The 17,532-nt window shown below is 62.3% G+C and carries 16 protein-coding genes; 9 read left to right on the forward strand and 7 right to left on the reverse strand.

The window, feature by feature from the left end:
- Positions 1-35: 35 nt before the first annotated feature.
- Positions 36-470, reverse strand: a complete 435-nt coding sequence (gene hpaR, locus AADW23_RS08110) for a homoprotocatechuate degradation operon regulator HpaR (RefSeq protein ID WP_341864000.1) — start codon at positions 468-470, stop codon at positions 36-38.
- Between the two features lie 101 nt (positions 471-571).
- Between hpaR and AADW23_RS08115 the strand changes: the two genes are divergently transcribed.
- From AADW23_RS08115 to AADW23_RS08145, 7 genes are all read left to right on the forward strand, one after another.
- Positions 572-961: a 5-carboxymethyl-2-hydroxymuconate isomerase gene (locus AADW23_RS08115; RefSeq protein WP_341864001.1), complete on the forward strand. Its 390-nt coding sequence runs from the start codon at positions 572-574 to the stop codon at positions 959-961.
- On the forward strand, positions 958-2,469 hold the full coding sequence (gene hpaE, locus AADW23_RS08120; RefSeq protein WP_341864002.1) for a 5-carboxymethyl-2-hydroxymuconate semialdehyde dehydrogenase: 1,512 nt from the start codon (positions 958-960) through the stop codon (positions 2,467-2,469). The genes AADW23_RS08115 and hpaE overlap by 4 nt, the downstream gene beginning before the upstream one ends.
- Entirely contained in the window at positions 2,469-3,452 is a 984-nt protein-coding gene (hpaD, locus tag AADW23_RS08125; RefSeq protein WP_341864003.1) for a 3,4-dihydroxyphenylacetate 2,3-dioxygenase, read from the forward strand. Before hpaE ends, hpaD begins: the two co-directional genes overlap by 1 nt.
- Before the next feature lie 12 nt (positions 3,453-3,464).
- On the forward strand, positions 3,465-4,862 hold the full coding sequence (locus AADW23_RS08130; RefSeq protein ID WP_341864004.1) for a pyridoxal-dependent decarboxylase: 1,398 nt from the start codon (positions 3,465-3,467) through the stop codon (positions 4,860-4,862).
- On the forward strand, positions 4,859-5,713 hold the full coding sequence (locus tag AADW23_RS08135) for a fumarylacetoacetate hydrolase family protein (protein WP_341864005.1): 855 nt from the start codon (positions 4,859-4,861) through the stop codon (positions 5,711-5,713). Before AADW23_RS08130 ends, AADW23_RS08135 begins: the two co-directional genes overlap by 4 nt.
- The gene (gene hpaH / locus AADW23_RS08140) at positions 5,710-6,510 is read left to right on the forward strand and encodes a 2-oxo-hept-4-ene-1,7-dioate hydratase (RefSeq protein WP_341864006.1); all 801 of its coding nucleotides are present in this window, start codon (positions 5,710-5,712) and stop codon (positions 6,508-6,510) included. Before AADW23_RS08135 ends, hpaH begins: the two co-directional genes overlap by 4 nt.
- 129 nt (positions 6,511-6,639) lie before the next feature.
- Positions 6,640-7,137 (forward strand): hypothetical protein, encoded by a 498-nt coding sequence (locus tag AADW23_RS08145; protein WP_341864007.1) that lies wholly within the window; start codon positions 6,640-6,642, stop codon positions 7,135-7,137.
- Between the two features lie 6 nt (positions 7,138-7,143).
- Here AADW23_RS08145 and AADW23_RS08150 read toward each other — a convergent pair whose 3' ends face one another.
- From AADW23_RS08150 to AADW23_RS08160, 3 genes are all read right to left on the reverse strand, one after another.
- A complete protein-coding gene (locus tag AADW23_RS08150; RefSeq protein ID WP_341864008.1) occupies positions 7,144-7,971 on the reverse strand; it encodes an NAD(P)-dependent oxidoreductase in 828 nt (275 codons plus the stop codon).
- A gap of 12 nt (positions 7,972-7,983) precedes the next feature.
- Complete coding sequence (locus AADW23_RS08155; protein ID WP_341864009.1) at positions 7,984-9,201, reverse strand: FAD-binding oxidoreductase; 1,218 nt, start codon at positions 9,199-9,201, stop codon at positions 7,984-7,986.
- Between the two features lie 107 nt (positions 9,202-9,308).
- Entirely contained in the window at positions 9,309-9,788 is a 480-nt protein-coding gene (locus AADW23_RS08160) for an Lrp/AsnC ligand binding domain-containing protein (RefSeq protein ID WP_341864010.1), read from the reverse strand.
- Between the two features lie 121 nt (positions 9,789-9,909).
- Between AADW23_RS08160 and putA the strand changes: the two genes are divergently transcribed.
- Positions 9,910-13,317 carry a bifunctional proline dehydrogenase/L-glutamate gamma-semialdehyde dehydrogenase PutA gene (gene putA / locus AADW23_RS08165; RefSeq protein WP_341864011.1) on the forward strand — a complete coding sequence of 1,136 codons (3,408 nt, stop codon included), beginning with the start codon at positions 9,910-9,912 and terminating at the stop codon, positions 13,315-13,317.
- Positions 13,318-13,321: 4 nt separating this feature from the next.
- Here the strand turns inward: putA and AADW23_RS08170 are convergent, their stop codons facing one another.
- Genes AADW23_RS08170 through AADW23_RS08180 form a run of 3 tightly spaced genes read right to left on the reverse strand, consistent with a single transcriptional unit; the run spans position 13,322 to position 16,388 of the window.
- Positions 13,322-14,374, reverse strand: coding sequence for an ABC transporter substrate-binding protein (locus AADW23_RS08170; RefSeq protein ID WP_341864012.1), 1,053 nt, complete (start codon positions 14,372-14,374; stop codon positions 13,322-13,324).
- Complete coding sequence (locus tag AADW23_RS08175; protein WP_341864013.1) at positions 14,344-15,732, reverse strand: sensor histidine kinase; 1,389 nt, start codon at positions 15,730-15,732, stop codon at positions 14,344-14,346. The genes AADW23_RS08170 and AADW23_RS08175 overlap by 31 nt, the downstream gene beginning before the upstream one ends.
- Positions 15,729-16,388 (reverse strand): response regulator transcription factor, encoded by a 660-nt coding sequence (locus AADW23_RS08180; protein ID WP_341864014.1) that lies wholly within the window; start codon positions 16,386-16,388, stop codon positions 15,729-15,731. Before AADW23_RS08180 ends, AADW23_RS08175 begins: the two co-directional genes overlap by 4 nt.
- A gap of 99 nt (positions 16,389-16,487) precedes the next feature.
- Here AADW23_RS08180 and AADW23_RS08185 point away from each other — a divergent pair, with 99 nt between their 5' ends.
- Positions 16,488-17,465 carry a tripartite tricarboxylate transporter substrate binding protein gene (locus AADW23_RS08185; RefSeq protein ID WP_341864015.1) on the forward strand — a complete coding sequence of 326 codons (978 nt, stop codon included), beginning with the start codon at positions 16,488-16,490 and terminating at the stop codon, positions 17,463-17,465.
- Positions 17,466-17,532 lie beyond the last annotated feature (67 nt).

A 17,532-nucleotide genomic window follows, 5' to 3' on the forward strand; every position in this document is an offset into this window, starting at 1 on the left:
GCAGCCTGCCACCCATGCATTGGCACCCCCTTGGGCTACCCCTTTGCGCCCGGCTCCAGCAGGGCAAGAAGATCCAGCAGCGTCTCGAAGTTCTCGTCCCCCAATTGAGCGCGGGTATCTGCGGCGATCTGGGCGGCGGTGCCAGAGCATTCGTCAATGATCTTCTGCCCCTCATCGGTGATCGCGATGAAATGGCGGCGGCGGTCCACATCGTCCCTCGTCTGGGTCACCAGCCCCTTCTCTCGCATCTTCGCCGCGATCCGGGTGAGGCTGGGGAACAGCAGGCTGGCACGCTCCGCCAGGGTGGTGGCGTCCAACGGGCCGTTCTCGGACAGGACCCGCAAGACACGCCATTGTTGCTCGGTGATCCCGGTCTCCGATAGCATGTCGCGGATCGGGGCCATGACGCCTTCGCGGGCGCGGATCAGCGCGATGGGCAAAGATCGCGCGGTGGGGGGAAGTTTCTGCATAGGGCGGGCCATCTGTGACGTCGTCTTGTGCTGCCAAGGCAGGCTTGACAATACAACACGTATTTATTTAACTTCGCAACAATTAACTTGTTAAGGGTATCATGCCGCATTTCCAGATCGACTATTCCGCCAACCTAGAAGGCACCGTGGATATGGCCGCTTTTTGTGAGGTGATCCGGGCCGAGGCTGCGACGATTGCGGCCTTTCCCTTGGCGGGCATCCGCGTCCGCGCCACGCGTGTCGATCATTATGCGATTGCCGATGGAGACCCGAAACATGGGTTCATTGATATCTCTGTCCGGTTGCGCGAAGGCCGCCCGGCGGAGGTGAAGCAAGATGCAATCACCCGCATTTTTGATGCAGCCAAGGCGGCTCTTGCGCCTGCGATAGCCTCTCATTCCATCGCGTTGTCCGCTGAAATGCGCGACATTGACGCCACGCTGTCCCCCAAATGCGGCACGATCCGAGATCACCTGAAAGGCACCCCATGAGCAAGCTGGACGACAACATTGCGAAACTAAGCGGCTATCTGGCGCGGTTCCAAGACACCGGCATTCGCAACCGGATTGCGGGGGAAGATGTGGCCGGGGCAGGGGGCGTGTTTCAGACAATATCGCCCGTGGATAAAAGCGTGATCTGCGACGTCGCCCATGGCACGGCGACTGATATCGACAAGGCGGCACAGGCTGCCGCTGCCGCGTTTCCGGCTTGGCGCGACATGCCCGCGGCAGAGCGTAAGCGCATCCTGATCCGCGTGGCCGAGGCGATTGAAGCCCGCGCCGAGGAAATCGCCCTTTGCGAATGCTGGGACACGGGCCAAGCCTTCAAGTTCATGTCCAAGGCTGCTCTGCGCGGCGCCGAGAACTTCCGCTATTTCGCCGATCAAGTCGTGCAGGCCCGCGACGGCCAACACCTGAAATCGCCGACCTTGATGAACGTCACCAGCCGCGTGCCCATTGGCCCCGTGGGGGTCATCACCCCTTGGAACACGCCGTTCATGCTGTCCACCTGGAAGATCGCGCCGGCCCTCGCGGCGGGGTGCACGGTGGTCCACAAACCGGCCGAAGCCTCGCCTCTGACTGCGCGACTTTTGGTGGAGATTGCGGAAGAAGCGGGCCTGCCACCCGGCGTATTGAACACCGTCAACGGGTTTGGGGAAGAAGCGGGCAAAGCCCTGTGCGAACACCCGAAAATCCGCGCCATTGCCTTTGTGGGCGAAAGCCGCACGGGAAGCCTGATTACCAAACAGGGCGCAGACACGCTCAAGCGCAACCATCTGGAGCTCGGTGGGAAGAACCCCGTTATCGTGTTCGAGGACGCCGATCTGGATCGGGCGCTGGATGCGGTAATTTTCATGATCTACTCGATCAACGGCGAACGCTGCACCTCGTCCTCCCGACTTCTTGTGCAAGAAAGCATCCGTGAGGAATTCGAGGCCAAGCTAGTCGAACGGGTCAACAACATCCGCGTGGGTCACCCGCTGGATCCTGTCACGGAAATCGGGCCTTTGATCAGCGAAGAACATTTCGCCAAAGTGGCCAGCTACTTCGATATCGCCAAGCAAGACGGCGCGACCATTGCGGCGGGTGGTGAAGCGGTGGGCGAGGCGGGCTATTTCGTCAAACCGACGTTGTTCACCGGGGCGACCAACCAAATGCGCATCGCTCAGGAAGAGATTTTTGGCCCCGTCCTCACCTCCATCCCCTTCACTACGGAAGAGGAGGCGCTGAACATCGCCAATGACACGCCCTATGGGTTAACGGGCTATGTCTGGACCAACGACCTCACCCGCGCCCTGCGGTTCACCGATGCGCTGGAGGCGGGCATGATCTGGGTAAACTCGGAAAACGTGCGCCATTTGCCGACGCCCTTTGGTGGCGTGAAAAACAGCGGCATCGGGCGTGACGGCGGCGATTGGTCGTTTGAATTCTACATGGAGCAAAAGCACGTGGGATTTGCCCTGGGTCACCACAAGATCACCAAGTTAGGAGCGCTCTGATGCCCGTGCCTTCGCCAAATCTTTACCCTGATTTCAATACGATACGCCTTAGCCACCTGTGCCTGAATGTGTCCGATCTGGCGGCGTCCAAGGCGTTCTACGTCGATACCCTTGGCCTGCAAATCACCGATGAGGATGCGACCCACGTCTACCTGCGCGCCATGGAGGAACGGGGGCACCACAGCGTGATTCTGCAAAAGTCTGATCAGCCCGGCACCGTAGAGGTCATGGGCTTCAAGACCTTCGATGACGCCGATCTTGACCGGGCCGAGGCGTATTTTCAGGCCAAAGGCCGCCCGACGGAGTGGGTGAAACGCCCCTATCAGGGCCGCACGCTACTGACCTCGGACAACATGGGCATCCCGCTAGAGTTCTATCACAAGATGGACCGTCTGCCCTCGATCCACCAGAAATACGCGCTCTATAATGGCGTGAAACCCCTGCGGATCGACCACTTCAATTGCTTCTCTCCCGATGTGGATGCCTCGGTCGCGTTCTATTCGGATTTCGGCTTCCGCGTGACGGAATACACCGAGGACGCCGATAGCGGGAAGCTCTGGGCCGCGTGGATGCACCGCAAGGGCGGCGTGCATGATATGGCGTTCACCAACGGCACCGGGCCGCGCCTGCACCACATGGCATTCTGGGTGCCGACGCCGCTGAATATCATCGACCTGCTCGACCTGATGGCCACCACCGGCTACGTCGGCAACATCGAACGCGGGCCGGGGCGGCATGGAATCTCCAACGCCTTCTTCCTTTATGTTCTTGACCCGGACGGCCACCGGACCGAGATATATTGCTCGGATTATCAGACAGTTGACCCGGATCTGGAACCGATCAAATGGGATCTGCAAGACCCGCAGCGCCAGACCCTATGGGGGGCACCTGCGCCGGAAAGCTGGTTCAAACACGGCTCGCCCTTTGTGGGTGTGGACACCTCGGACAGCCAGATCAAGGCCAGCCCGATTATTGCCCCTTAGGAGAATATGACAATGGATTGGGACGAATACGCCCTTTGGGGCGGCAAGATTGCCGATTGGGGCGCGGCGTACCACAAGACCCTGCGCGATCGTCCCGTACGGGCGCAGACCGCCCCCGGTGAGATTGCCGCACAACTCCCTTCTGCGCCGCCCAATGGGGCCGAGGGGTTGGACGCTGTCATGGCGGATTTTGAAACCATCGTGATGCCCGGAATGACCCATTGGCAGCACCCGCGTTTCTTCGCCTATTTCGCCGCGAATGCCTCCCCCCCGTCGATGTTGGCCGAGCAGTTGGTGAACACCGTTGCCGCGCAATGTATGCTTTGGCAGACCTCCCCCGCCGCCACAGAGGTGGAAGGCGTGATGGTCGATTGGTTGCGCCAAGCGCTTGACCTCCCATCGGAATATACGGGCGTGATCCAGGACAGCGCCTCATCTGCGACCCTGTCGGCGGTGTTGACCATGCGCGAACGGGCGACGGGCTACACCGGTAACCGCGACGGGCTCTCAGACAAGGGCGCGTTGCGGGTCTATTGCTCGGACCAAGTACATTCGTCCATTGACCGGGCGGCTTGGGTGGCGGGGATCGGGCAGGATAATCTGGTGAAAATCCCCACCCACGGCCCCCGTTTCGCGGTGGACGTGGCAGCGCTGGAAGCCGCCATCGCCGCCGATATCAAAGCCGGCCACACGCCCGCGGGGATCATCGCGATCACCGGCGGCACGGGCGTTGGCGCGTCCGATGACCTTGGCGCCGTGCTCGCTGTGGCCAAAGCACATGACCTCTATACCCACCTCGATGCGGCGTGGGCGGGGTCTGCGATGATCTGCCCGGAGTTTCACGCCGATTTCTGGGACGGCGTCGCGGGGTATGACTCCATCGTGTTCAACCCGCACAAATGGCTGGGGGCGCAGTTCGATTGCTCCATCCAGTTCCTTCTGGACCCGCAGCCGCAGCTTAACACCCTGAAAATCGAGCCGGAGTATCTGAAGACCTCGGGCGATGCGGTCACGAATTACAGCGAATGGACAATCCCCTTGGGCCGCCGTTTTCGGGCGTTGAAAATCTGGTTCCTAATCCGCTGCTATGGCCTCGACGGTCTGCGCGCGCGCATTCGCAACCACGTCCTGTGGGCCGGAGAATTATGCGAGGCGATCCGGCAGATGGAAGGGTTCGAAATCACGTCCGAGCCGATCCTAAGCCTCTTTTCCTTCCGCTGCCCGGGCAGCGACGACGATCAGCAACGCCTTGTCGATGCGCTGAACGATGATGGCCGCATCTACTTGACCCAAGGCGCGTTTGAGGGCCGCAAGGTGATCCGGTTTCAGGTGGGCCAGTTCGATTGCACCCGCGATGACGTGATGCTGGCGCGCGATGTGATTGCGGATGTTTGGGAGAAGATTCAATGAGATACGCGACCTACTCTGCCGAGGGCGAAACCTTCTATGGGGCCGTGACCGACGCGGGCATGATCGCGCTCAGCCCCGATTTGCCGCAATTCGCCACGCTGTCCGACGTGATCCGGGCAGGCGCTTTGGATCAACTCTCGGGCCTGACAACCGGCAAATCCGTCACCCACACGGATTTCCAATACGAGATGGTCCTGCCCGACGCCCGCCGCATCCTGTGTGTGGGCGTCAACTTTCCCGACCGAAATGCTGAATATAAAGACGGCAGCGAGACGCCGAAATACATGTCGCTTTTTCCGCGCTTCGCCAGCGGCTTCACGGGGCACAACCGGCCCCTGATCCGTCCGCCGGAAAACCACACGCTCGATTATGAGGGCGAGGTGGCGATTGTCATCGGCAAAGCGGGGCGGCGCATCAGCCAAGGGGACGCCTATGACCACATCGCGGCCCTGACGATCTGCAACGAAGGCACGATCCGCGACTGGGTGCGGCATGCGAAATTCAACGTGACGCAAGGCAAGAACTGGGATCGTTCTGCTGCTCTGGGCCCTTGGCTGGTGCCCTTCGCCGATGCCAGCCAGTTGGACGACGCCCGTATCATCACGCGGGTGAATGGTGAGGTGCGCCAAGACGATACGCTCAGCCGGATGATGCACCCGATCCGGCGAGAGATCGAATACATCTCAACCTTCATGACGCTCCAGCCCGGCGACATCATTGTCACCGGCACCCCCACGGGGGCAGGCGCGCGTTTTGATCCGCCCCGATACCTCAAGCCCGGCGATGTGGTCGAGGTCGAGGTCAACACCATCGGCACCCTGCGCAACACGGTCGAGGACGAAGTGGTATGACGCCCGCAGATCACGCGAAAGCCGCCGAGGATCTTCTTCGGGCCGAAGCAACGGGCGAACAAATCGGCCTGCTGACGCTCCGCCATCCCCAGATCGGGATGGACGACGCCTATGCGGTGCAAAACGCCATCGCCAAGGCCAAGCTGGCCCAAGGGCGGCAGGTGATCGGGTGGAAGATCGGGCTGACCTCCAAGGCGATGCAATATGCGCTGAACATCGACATTCCCGATAGCGGGATCTTGTTTGATGACATGGCGTTTGACCATGGTTCCACAGTGCCTGCGGGGCGTTTCATCCAACCTCGGGTGGAGGCGGAAATCGCCTTTGTGATGAAAGCGCCCATTGGCGGTTCGGAGGTGACGCGGGAAGATGTTCTGGCCGCCACGGACTACGTTGCACCGTCGCTAGAAATCCTTGATACGCGGATCACGCGGGTGGATGCAGCCACGGGCACGACACGCAAGATTTTCGACACGATCAGCGATAACGCCGCCAATGCAGGCGTCGTCCTGGGGCCGCAAAGACACGCCCCAGACGCCCATGATCTGCGGTGGGTCGGCGCGATCACGTCGCGTAACGGAGAGGTCGAGGAAACCGGCCTTGGCGCGGGCGTGCTGAACGATCCGGTGGAAAGTGTCGTCTGGCTCGCGCGGCGCATGGCGCAATACGGGCAAAGCATCGAGCCGGGGCAAATCATCCTTTCGGGCAGCTTCATCCGCCCGGTGGAATGCCCGCCGGGCACGGAGATCAGCGCAGATTTTGGTACTTTTGGGCATGTTGAAATCGCTTTCGCTTGAACCCAAGATCGACCTGCACGATCCGGCCGGATTTTCCCCCTTAACCCGGTGATGCTTTGGCCTTACGCGTGCCCCAAGAATTTTTCGTGCGTGGCAATACGTGCGAATGCCGGCGAACTGAGACCCGGGATGAAAGAAGACTCTAGCGAAGGTGCGTTCGTGATCCATGACAATGACCTTGCCCGCACGATCTACAAGTCGATTCTCGATGCCTATAGCGACGCAATCACTCTAGGTGATTTCAGCCGCTTCTTGCCCTTCTTTCATCTGCCCCTGGTGCTTGAGACATTTGAAGGCGAAAGGACGGTGGATACGCCAGAAGTACTTCGATTTGTGTTTAATGGCCTGCATGACAGCCAGCACGACCTCGATATCGTCGAGGTGAAACGGACGTGTTCCGTCGCGCAGTTCGTGGGGCCTGATGAAATCCGCGCCGTGCATGAGACCAAGTTGATCGACAGAAGCGGCATCGTGCAACAGGCCTACACTGGCCTGTGCACGATGTGTCAGATTGACGGACAATGGCAACTGACCAGATGTCAGTTCGCGGAGGAAAAGGTCTCTCAGCCGACGTTGGCTCTGCGCGGCATTGTTCAACAAAATAAGAACGACACGGCCGCGCAGTAGCTTGCGTTAATCGTCGCCCTTGGCCGCCGCCGATGCGCCGCCTTGGCCTAATGCGACGGTGCCGAAGGGGCCGCCGTGGACCATCTGCGATACATCTGTCGGATCGCCCGCGCCTTCATTGGCAAGGATGTCCTCAGCAAATTGCTCGGCGTTGTCTTGGGGTTTGTAGCCCAGAAAAGCCGCCTTGGAGTTATCTACCGGGGCGCGGTCATTGTCCGATACGCCGTAGATCACCGCAAAGCCCGTGGTCGGCGTATCAACCGCCCGTTCTACCAAGCGCACCAGATCGCCGTCGCTTAACCATGTGCCCAAGGCGCGGGCGTTCTTGACCGGGGCGCAAGACAGGATGCGCAAGTGGACGCTTTCGATCCCGCGCTTTTCCCAATACATCCGGCCCAGATCTTCGGTAAAGCACTTGGCAAGGCCGTAGAACGTATCGGGGCGGTGCTCTGCATCCGTTCCTATATAAGATTGACGCGGGTGCATCCCCACGGCGTGGATCGAGGACGCATAGACAATCCGCCGCGCGCCCGCTTTCTGGGCGCTTTCCCAGATGTTGTAAGAGCCGATGAAGTTGGGGCCGAGAAGTTCCTCAAACGGGCCCTCATCCACGATTGCGCCAAAATGCACGACCATCTCGACGCCGTCCATCAACGCGGCAATCGCGTCGTAGTCGGCCAGATCGGCCTTCACGTAGGTTTCATTCGCGGCCAGCCCTTCGACACTGTCCACGATGTCGGTGCTCACAAGGGTTTTGCACATCGCAGCCAGCGCGGGTCGGAGGAGGGAACCACAGCGGCCGGCGGCTCCGGTTAGGACGATTTTCTCAAGCATATTTCTAGCCTCTTAGATAACGGCGGTCTCAATGATCGGAGCATTGCGCAGGACTCTGTCGTAAGAGAACGCGCCCATGTCCAGCGTGCGGAATTCTCCGTAGGCCAGCCACTCGGCAGTGGCGCGGCCCATGGCAGGGGATTGTTGCAACCCGTGGCCCGAGAACCCGTTGAGGAAGATGAAGTTCTCCACCTCTGGGTGCGGGCCAAGAATGGCGTTGTGGTCCAACGTGTTGACGGAATAATGCCCGGCCCACTCAGATTGCACCTTCACCGCCTCAAATGCCGGGATGCGGGTGGCAAGGATGGGCCAGACGTGGTTCTCCCAAAAGCCGTGGTCCATCGTGAAATCATCGTAATCCACCGCCGGGTCAACGTCTGTATGGCCCCCCGCCTGATAGGTGCCGCCGCCGTTTTCGCGGCAATGCACGCCCGATGGGTCAATGGTCAGCGGCAGGTCACGGTCCAGCGGGGTTTCCGCTTTGAACACCCAGGAATAGCGCTTGCGCGGCTCTACCGGCACGTCAATCCCGGCCATCTTCGCGGTGCGTGCGGCACGGGGGCCAGAGGCGTTGACCACGTGACCACAGGCGATCACCTCGCCGGATTTCAGGGTCACGCTCCTGATGCGCCCGCCATCGCGGGTCATGTCCACCACCTCGTTGGCGACATATTCAACGCCGCGCTCTCGGGCTTGGCGTTTCCACCAATCAAACACGGCGGCACCGTCCCAATAGCCCTCGTCCACGGTATTGATGGAGCCAAGAACAATGTCGTCGACGTTATAGAATGGATAGGCGGCCTTGATCTCATCGGCGCTCAGCAACCGTGTGGCAGCGCCTGCCTTGTGCTGCACCTTGATGTTGTTGCGCAGGACGTTGGCGAAGTCTTCGGTATCGGCCAGATAGAGATAGCCGAAAGAACGGATCGACAGGTCCGGGATGCGGTCATCATTGCCCATGCGGGCCCGGATGTTCTTCACAAAATCGGCGGCAAACTGGCTGATGCGCACGTTCAGCTCGGTCGAGAACTGCTGCCGCATGCAGCTATTGGTGTGGGCAGTTGAACACAGCTCGTAACTAGGGTCGCGTTCGACCACCAGAACCGAGCCGTTGAAGTCCGGATTTTCCGTCAGAAACCAAGCCGTTGACGACCCCATGATTGCGCCGCCTACGATCACCACGTCGTAGCTGTCGCGCGTTGGTGTCGTGTCAAATGCCGCTTTCACCATATGCGTCCTCCTGATTGTTCGGGCCCAATTGGGCACGGTCTTTGGCGCACGCTTACGCGCCCGCGGGACAAACGCAAGCTCTGTGAACGTCTGTATGGTCGCAGCGATTAACCAAGGCCGTTTCCGTCCTTCACCGCCTCCATCGACACATGGGTAGAGGTGGCCGCCACGTGGGGCAGGCGACTGATGACTTCGCCCAACACGCGGCGATAATCGGCGATGTCGGTGGAGCGCACCTTGAGAAGATAGTCGAAAGCCCCGGCGATCAAATGGCATTGTTCAATCTCGGGTACGGCGCGGGCGGCATCGTTGAAGGCGCGCAGGGCGGGCTCTCTCGTGTCGCTCAGGCGGACCTCGACAAAGGCAACATGGGCCAGCCCCAGCCGCTCGGGATCAAGGATCGCGCGGAAGCCTTGAATGTAGCCCTGTTCTTGCAGGCGTTTCATGCGGGTCTGGCACGGCGTCTTGGACAGGCCCACGCGCGACGCCAATTCTGTTACGGGGATACGACCGTCCGCCGCCAGCACCCGAAGGATTCGCATGTCGGCTTGGTCAAGGTCACTGTCTTCTAGCGGCGGGAGAGGCATGTTGATTGATTTCCACTATTATTTTGGTCCGAAACGGTATCACGCGGGCGATACTCGGGCAATTCGACTTCCTTGCATCTGCTACATGGGTTTATCAACCCTGCGCCGGAGTTTGCGTGCCATGTCCAATCTTTCTGCCTTCCGCCAAGCCATTTCCACAGCCTACCTGGAAGACGACGCCACCGCCTTGGCACGTCTTTGCAAGGCCCATCCGATCAGTAGCGACACCCGCCAGGCGGCCTCTGCTCGGGCCACGCGCATGGTGGCCGACATCCGGGCCGAGGATCGCGGCGGGTTGATGGAGGTCTTCCTGGCTGAATATGGCCTTTCGACAGCCGAAGGTCTGGCCCTGATGCGTCTGGCCGAGGCGCTGTTGCGTGTGCCCGATGACGCCACCGTCGATGCGCTGATCGAAGACAAGATCGTGCCCGCGGAATGGTCCGGCCACCGGGGCAAGTCGAAATCGGGGCTGGTGAATGCCTCGACCCTCGCGTTGATGCTGACCGGTGCGGTCTTGTCCGATGAGGACGGCGCAGGCATCGCGGGAACCCTGAAAGGCGCGGTAAAACGTTTGGGCGAGCCGGTCATTCGTTCCGCCACCCGCCGCGCGATGAAAGAGATGGGCAATCAGTTCGTTCTGGGCGAGACCATCGCCAGTGCCGTGAAGCGGGGCCGGGATCGCGCGGCCGAGGGCTATACCTTCAGCTATGATATGTTGGGCGAGGCCGCCGTTACCGCCGAAGAGGCCGACACCTTCCACGCGGCCTACGCCGATTCCATCGCCTATCTGGCCAAACACGCCACCCGCGAGGATATCCGCGAGAACCCCGGTATCTCCGTCAAGCTCTCGGCCCTGCACCCCCGCTATGAAGAAGCGCAGCGCGACCGTGTTCTGGCCGAGTTGGTGCCCCGCGTGTTGGAGCTGGCCCAAGCTGCGAAAGCCGCCAAGATGGGGTTCAACATTGATGCGGAAGAGGCCGACCGGCTGGATATCTCCCTCGATGTGATCGAGGCGGTTCTGTCCGATCCGTCCCTGGCCGGATGGGACGGTTTCGGCGTTGTGGTGCAAGCCTACGGCAAACGCAGCGCCCCGGTGATCGACTGGCTCTACGCCTTGGCCGAGGCCCACGACCGCCGCATCATGGTGCGGCTGGTGAAAGGCGCCTATTGGGATACCGAGATCAAGCGTGCCCAAGTCGCGGGCCTTCCGGGCTTCCCCGTCTATACTGCCAAGGCCGCCACCGATGTCAGCTACCTTAGCTGTGCGCGGCAGCTTCTGGACCGCACCGACCGCATCTATCCGCAGTTCGCTACCCATAACGCCCATACCGTCGCCGCCGTGATCGAGATGGCCGACGACCCGCAAGCGTTTGAATTTCAGCGCCTTCACGGCATGGGCGAGGCGCTCCATGACCAGGTGCATCGCGGCAACGGCTCTCGCTGTCGGATCTACGCGCCCGTGGGGGCGCACCGCGACCTGCTCGCCTATCTGGTGCGGCGCTTGCTGGAAAACGGGGCGAATTCGTCCTTTGTGCATAAGATCATGGATGAGGAAACACCCCCTGAGGCGGTTGCCGAAGATCCCTTCATTACCCTTGATCGTCCCGCCACGCCCGTCACGCTGCCCGGTGCGCTTTACGCGCCTGAGCGGGCGAACTCCCATGGCGTTGATCTGGCCGACCCAGAGACGCTGGCCAAACTGGACGCGGACCGTGCGCCCTTCCGCGAGGCCACATGGCAAGCGGGCACCGGCACGGGCGAGGTTTTGGATATCACCAACCCTGCCGACCCCAGCGACATCGTGGGCCAGGTGCGCCTGACCACGCCCGAAGACGCCGCGCAAGCCATCGCCGCAGCAGAGCCGTGGGATGCCTCTGACCGCGCCGCGATCCTGAACAAGGCCGCAGATCTCTATGAGGCGCACACGGCAGAGTTGTTTTCCCTGCTGGCCCGTGAGGCCGGGAAAACCCTACCCGATTGCGAGGCAGAACTGCGCGAAGCCGTTGATTTTATGCGCTATTACGCGGCACGCATTGCCGATCTGAAAAACCCCGCTTTGGGCCGCATGACCTGTATCAGCCCGTGGAACTTCCCCTTGGCCATTTTCACCGGCCAAATTGCGGCGGCCCTTGCGGCGGGCAATGCGGTGCTGGCGAAACCGGCGGAGTCAACGCCGCTTATCGCGGCCCGCGCCGTTGCCTTGCTGCACGAAGCGGGCGTTCCGAAGACAGCCCTGCAATTGCTGCCGGGCGAAGGCGCGAGCGTGGGCGCGGCGCTCACCAGCAACCCGTTGATTGACGGCGTGGCCTTCACCGGCTCCACCGCGACGGCACAGGCAATCCACCGGGCGATGGCCGCAAACCTTGCGCCTTCCGCGCCGCTGATTGCGGAAACCGGAGGGCTGAACGCGATGATCGTGGACAGCACCGCGCTGCCCGAACAAGCCGTGAAGGATGTGGTCATGTCCGCCTTCCGCTCGGCCGGGCAACGCTGCTCTGCCCTGCGCTGCCTTTACGTGCAGGAAGACATCGCCCCCGCCTTCCTCAAGGCGCTTTACGGCGCGATGGATGAGCTTTCCCTGGGCAACGCTTGGCCGCTGGCCACCGATATTGGCCCCGTCATCGACGCCCGCGCTCAAGACGGTATCGCCAAGCATATCGCCGCCGCCCGGGCCGAAGGCCGCATCCTTCATGAAGGCACGGCGCCAAGCAAAGGCACCTTCATTGCCCCCACCGCTATCAAGGTCAGCGCAATCACCGATCTGGCCGAGGAAATCTTCGGCCCGGTGTTGCATGTCGCCACCTTCAAGGCCCGTGATCTGGACCGTGTGATCGACGAGATCAATGCCACGGGCTACGGGCTGACGTTTGGCATCCACTCGCGGATTGACGACCGGATTGCCGACGTCACGGGGCGGATCAAGGCGGGCAACCTCTATGTGAACCGCAACCAGATTGGCGCCATCGTAGGTAGCCAACCCTTTGGCGGACAGGGCCTTTCCGGCACCGGGCCAAAGGCCGGCGGGCCGTCCTATGTGCCGCGTTTCTGCCGTGCGCTTATGGGCGCGGGACATGCGGGCGTGCCCTCGGATGTGGCGGCAGCGGCCCGTGATACCCGCGTTGCGGTAGCGGCAGATCAGGTGCTTGCCACCGTCGATCTGCCCGGCCCCACCGGAGAGGCGAACCGCCTGACAACCCATCCTCGGGGCCGTGTGCTTTGCCTCGGACCGGGGGAGGGGGCGGCGCGCGCTCAGGCCCAGTTTGCCACCTCAACGGGGTGCGCGCCGGTGATCGCGCCCGATCTTGCCCCCGCCGCCTTGGCCGAGCTGCCCCCGTTTGACGCCGTGATCTACTGGGGCAGCGCGACAGAGGCGCAGCCCTATCGGATCGCACTGGCCGCGATGGATGGGCCGATCCTGCCGCTGATCATGGAGGTCGACCCCACGCCGCGCCTCACGATCGAACGGCACACCTGCATCGACACCACCGCGGCGGGGGGCAACGCGGCGCTTCTGGCAGCGGTGGCCTGAGCCTCTACTGCTCCATCGCCGCGCCCCAGGCGGCAAGGAAGCTCTCGCGGTTCAACCGGTCGAGGTAGACCATCAGGGCCGGTCCCAAGCGGATCGGCCCGAACGGAGAACTGTCAGCCTCTCCGCGCGTTTGCAGGGGCGGCAAGATGGGCCGGGCAGCGCTTTGGCCCATGCCCTCGCGCAGCAACGCGTCCAGCATCGCGCCCGCCGCTGCCACCTCGGTCGCCGTGGTCGGGATAAGGGCCGTGCGCAGCATGACGTTGGCGAAATCTTCCAGCGGCAGCACGGAAAGCCCTTCCACCCGCGTCAACCTTTGCGCCGCGTAGGAGCCCAAGACATTGTATGCCAACGCCAATTCTCCGCTGGCCACGTCGTCGATCATCTGGCCAGAACAACAATACAGCCGCGCGTCCAGCCGCCCCATCACTTCGGTCAATCGCCAATAGGCGTCCGATGATCGCGCCTCTTGGGTCGCGAAAAGGTAGCCAAGGCCCGACACATGAAGATCGTAGGTGCCCAAACGCCCCGCGAACCGGTCCGGGTGCTCGCGCAGCAGCGTCACCAGCTCCGCGCGGGTGCGCGGCAGCGGAAGGCCGTTGAACAGGGCATCGTTGATAACGATCACGGCGGGCTCGGCGGTGAAGGCAAAAAGCCTGTCATTCCAGCGCGCCCAATCTGGCAAGGCTTGGGTCACATTGCTGGAATAGGTCTGCGCAATCCCGTCATTGGCCAGGGTGAATTGCAGGTCCATCGCAGACGAGAGCACCAGATCAAACACCGCCCCGCCGCGCACAGCCCGGTGCACTTCAGCCGAGGAGGCGACGACATAGTCGATCCCCACCTGCGGATTCTCGGTCTGGAAACGAGCCAGGAACGGCTCGAACACATCCAGATCAGCGGTCGAGATAACCCGCAGCACCGTTTCGCTGGTGCCGGGATATTCGCGACGGTCTTCGATCTCGAAGTCCTGCGCCGCAGCCCCTCCGGCGAAGCACGCAGCAAGGAGCAGGCCGTTCAGCAAACCCTTCAGACTGCTGGTAAAATCAGGAAAACACATGCGCCACCTCCCTCTGCCAGTCCCAACTCCAGCCGGCCGCCGTGGGCACGTAGCGCCTCGTCCGCAATGGTCAGCCCAAGGCCCGAGCCCACAATCCCTTCCACCTTGGCGCCGCGCCTGAACCTCTCGGTCAGATGCGCCGCGGACCCGTCCCCGAACCCCGGCCCCTCATCACGAACCACGATCCGCGCTTCGTCCCCCTGTTTGGTCACATCCACCCGCACGATGGTCTCGGCGGGCGAGTATTTGATCGCGTTGTCCAGCACGTTTCGAAGAGCATTTTGCAGCAAGATCGCATCCCCTTCGACAGTTCCCGCACTCAGGGTCAAGGCGATGTCGATGTCCTTCATCTCTGCCGTGGGCCGCAGCGTATCGGCCACGCCGCTGGCAAGGCTTGGCAAATCCACCCGTTCGCGGGCCAGGGCGTCGGCGCGGAACGACACCATCGCGTGATCGAGCAATTGCGAGGCCGAGCGCGACGCATCATCGACCGCCCGAATGACCCTGCGCAGGGTTTGCTTTTGCCCGTCTTCCGTCACCGAATGCAGGGCGATCTCGGCCTGAGTGCGCACAATCGCCAAGGGGGTGCGCACCCGGTGCGCGGCTTCCGCGATGAAATCCTCGGACCGTTTCATGGACCCGCCAAGGCGTTCCATCAGGCGGTTGAGGGCGTGGACCAGCGGCATCAACTCGGGCGGGCCCCGCCTGCGCAAGGGGCGCAGGTCCGAGGGGCCGCGCGTCGCCACGTTTTGCGCCATGGTGTTGAGAGGTAGCAGCGATGACCGCACCGCGATGGCCGACATCCCAACCGCCAGTAGGAACACCACCATCGACAATGCCGCCGCCTGCCGTGACAGGCCCGCCGCGATGTTTCGCACCCCGTCGCGGGTTTGCGCCACGGTCACGGTCACGGGGACCGCCACGCCGTCGCTTAAGATCACCCGCATGACCGATACGGCCCGTACCTGCGCACCGCGGTAGCTCAGGGTGCGAAACTGCACCTCTCCCGGCGCGACCTCCGGCCCCTCCAGATCCGCGTAGCCGGTCAGGACTTCCTCTCCGGCGGCGACCCGGTAGAACACCCGGTCCTCACTGATCGCGCCCAACATGGAAAAGGCGGCATAGGGCAGTTCCAGGCGGATTTGCCCCCCTTCCGAGCGCAGCGTTTCTGCAATCGAGGTGGCCGATGCCTCCAGCACGTTGTCCTGGGTGCGCCCCGCCGCCTCGCGCGCGAAAGAGGTCACCATGCCCCAGCTGATAAGCGCCAGAAGCGCCACGATCGCTGCCAGAAACAGGGTCAGTTTGCGGGCGATGCTCCAGCCAGGGCGCACGCCGCGGGCATGGGCCGATCCGCTCATGGGGTCATCCGGTAGCCCGCCCCACGGACCGTTTCGATCTTCACGCCAACGCCGTCCAACTTGCGGCGCAGACGGCCCACATAGACCTCGATCGCGTTCTCCGTCACGTCGGCGTCGTGGGAAAACAGCCGATCCATCAGTTGCGATTTTGACAGGATGTGGCCGGGATTACGGGCGAAGACCTCAAGCAGTCGGATCTCCCGGTTGCGCAGGTCCACCACCGCGCCGCCCGCGCGCAGCGTGCCCGCGGTGGGGTCGAAGATGGCATCCCCCAGGGCCACCTCGTTCTTGGCGGCCCCGCCCCGGCGGCGGAGTACGGCGCGGCAGCGGGCCTCCAGCTCGCTGAAGTCGAAGGGCTTGGTGATGTAATCATCGGCGCCTTGGTCCAACGCCCCCACCCGGTCGGAAATCTGGCTGCGGGCGGTCAGCACGATCACCGGAGTTTGCAGCCGGTCGCGCCAGCGCGTCAGCCTGTCGCGGCCATCGCCATCGGGCAGCATCACGTCGAGCAGAATCAGGTCATATTCCGCCACGGCCAGGCAGTCCTCGGCCTCTGACAGCGTGCCCGCATGATCCACGGCATGGCCATCCAGCCCCAGACGCTGCACCACGCTGTCGGCTAATTCTTCATTATCTTCAACGAGTAAGAACCGCATCCGTCCCGCAACCTTCCCATGTCAGGCTTGTGTCAGCTTCGTCTGCCACCCTCTAGCAATGGGCGGCAGACGACTGCCTGTCAAATGGGAGGATTACCAATGAAACTTTCGCGTCGGGTCATGATGACCGCGGCCGCCGCAATGGTGGCAATGTCTGGTGCAGCGCAGGCCGATGGCCACCAGGTGCTGGACGAACTTCACTTCCTGATCCCCGGCGGCGCCGGTGGTGGTTGGGACGGCACAGCCCGTGGCACGGGCGAGGCGCTGACCGGCGCTGGCCTTGTCGGCTCTGCTTCTTATGAGAACATGTCCGGCGGCGGCGGCGGTGTGGCGATTGCCCACATGATCGAAAACGCCGACAGCATGGGCAACACGATGATGGTGAACTCTACCCCCATCGTCATCCGGTCCCTGACCGGTGTGTTCCCTCAATCGTTCCGTGATCTGACGCTTGTGGCGGGCACCATCGGTGACTACGCCGCCTTGGTTGTGCCTGCGGACAGCGAATTGACCTCCATGGCTGACCTCGTGTCTGCCTACCAAACCGATGCCACGGCTTTCGCCATTGGTGGCGGTTCGGTTCCCGGCGGGATGGATCACCTTGTCGCGGCCATGGCGATGGAAGCAGCGGGCGAAGACCCCACCGGCTTCAACTACATCCCCTATGACGCGGGCGGCGCGGCGATGGCGGGCCTTCTGTCCGGCGAGATCCAGGCGCTTTCCACCGGCTTCTCCGAGGCCGTGACATTGGCCGAGCAAGGCGAAGTGCGCATCCTTGGCGTGACCGCGCCCGAGCGTGTGGATGCCTATGCCGACGCGCCCACGATGATGGAGCAGGACATCGATGTGGAATTCGTCAACTGGCGTGGGTTCTTCGCCGCTCCGGGTCTGGACGATGAGACCGTTGCAAACATGCGTGCTGCAATCGCTGCAATGTACGACACGCCTGAATGGGAAACCGTTCGTGCGCAAAACGGTTGGGTGAACATCCACAACCCCGGCGACGATTTCGAGACGTTCCTGGAAAACCAGGAACAGCAAATCGGCGACCTGATGCGTACATTGGGCTTCCTCTAAGGAACAGCCTTGCCGCCGCGCCCTGCGCGGCGGCCCCGGCCTTGGCCCGGGATCACACACAAGAACA

Source organism: Gymnodinialimonas sp. 57CJ19, from assembly GCF_038396845.1.
Lineage (GTDB): Bacteria > Pseudomonadota > Alphaproteobacteria > Rhodobacterales > Rhodobacteraceae > Gymnodinialimonas.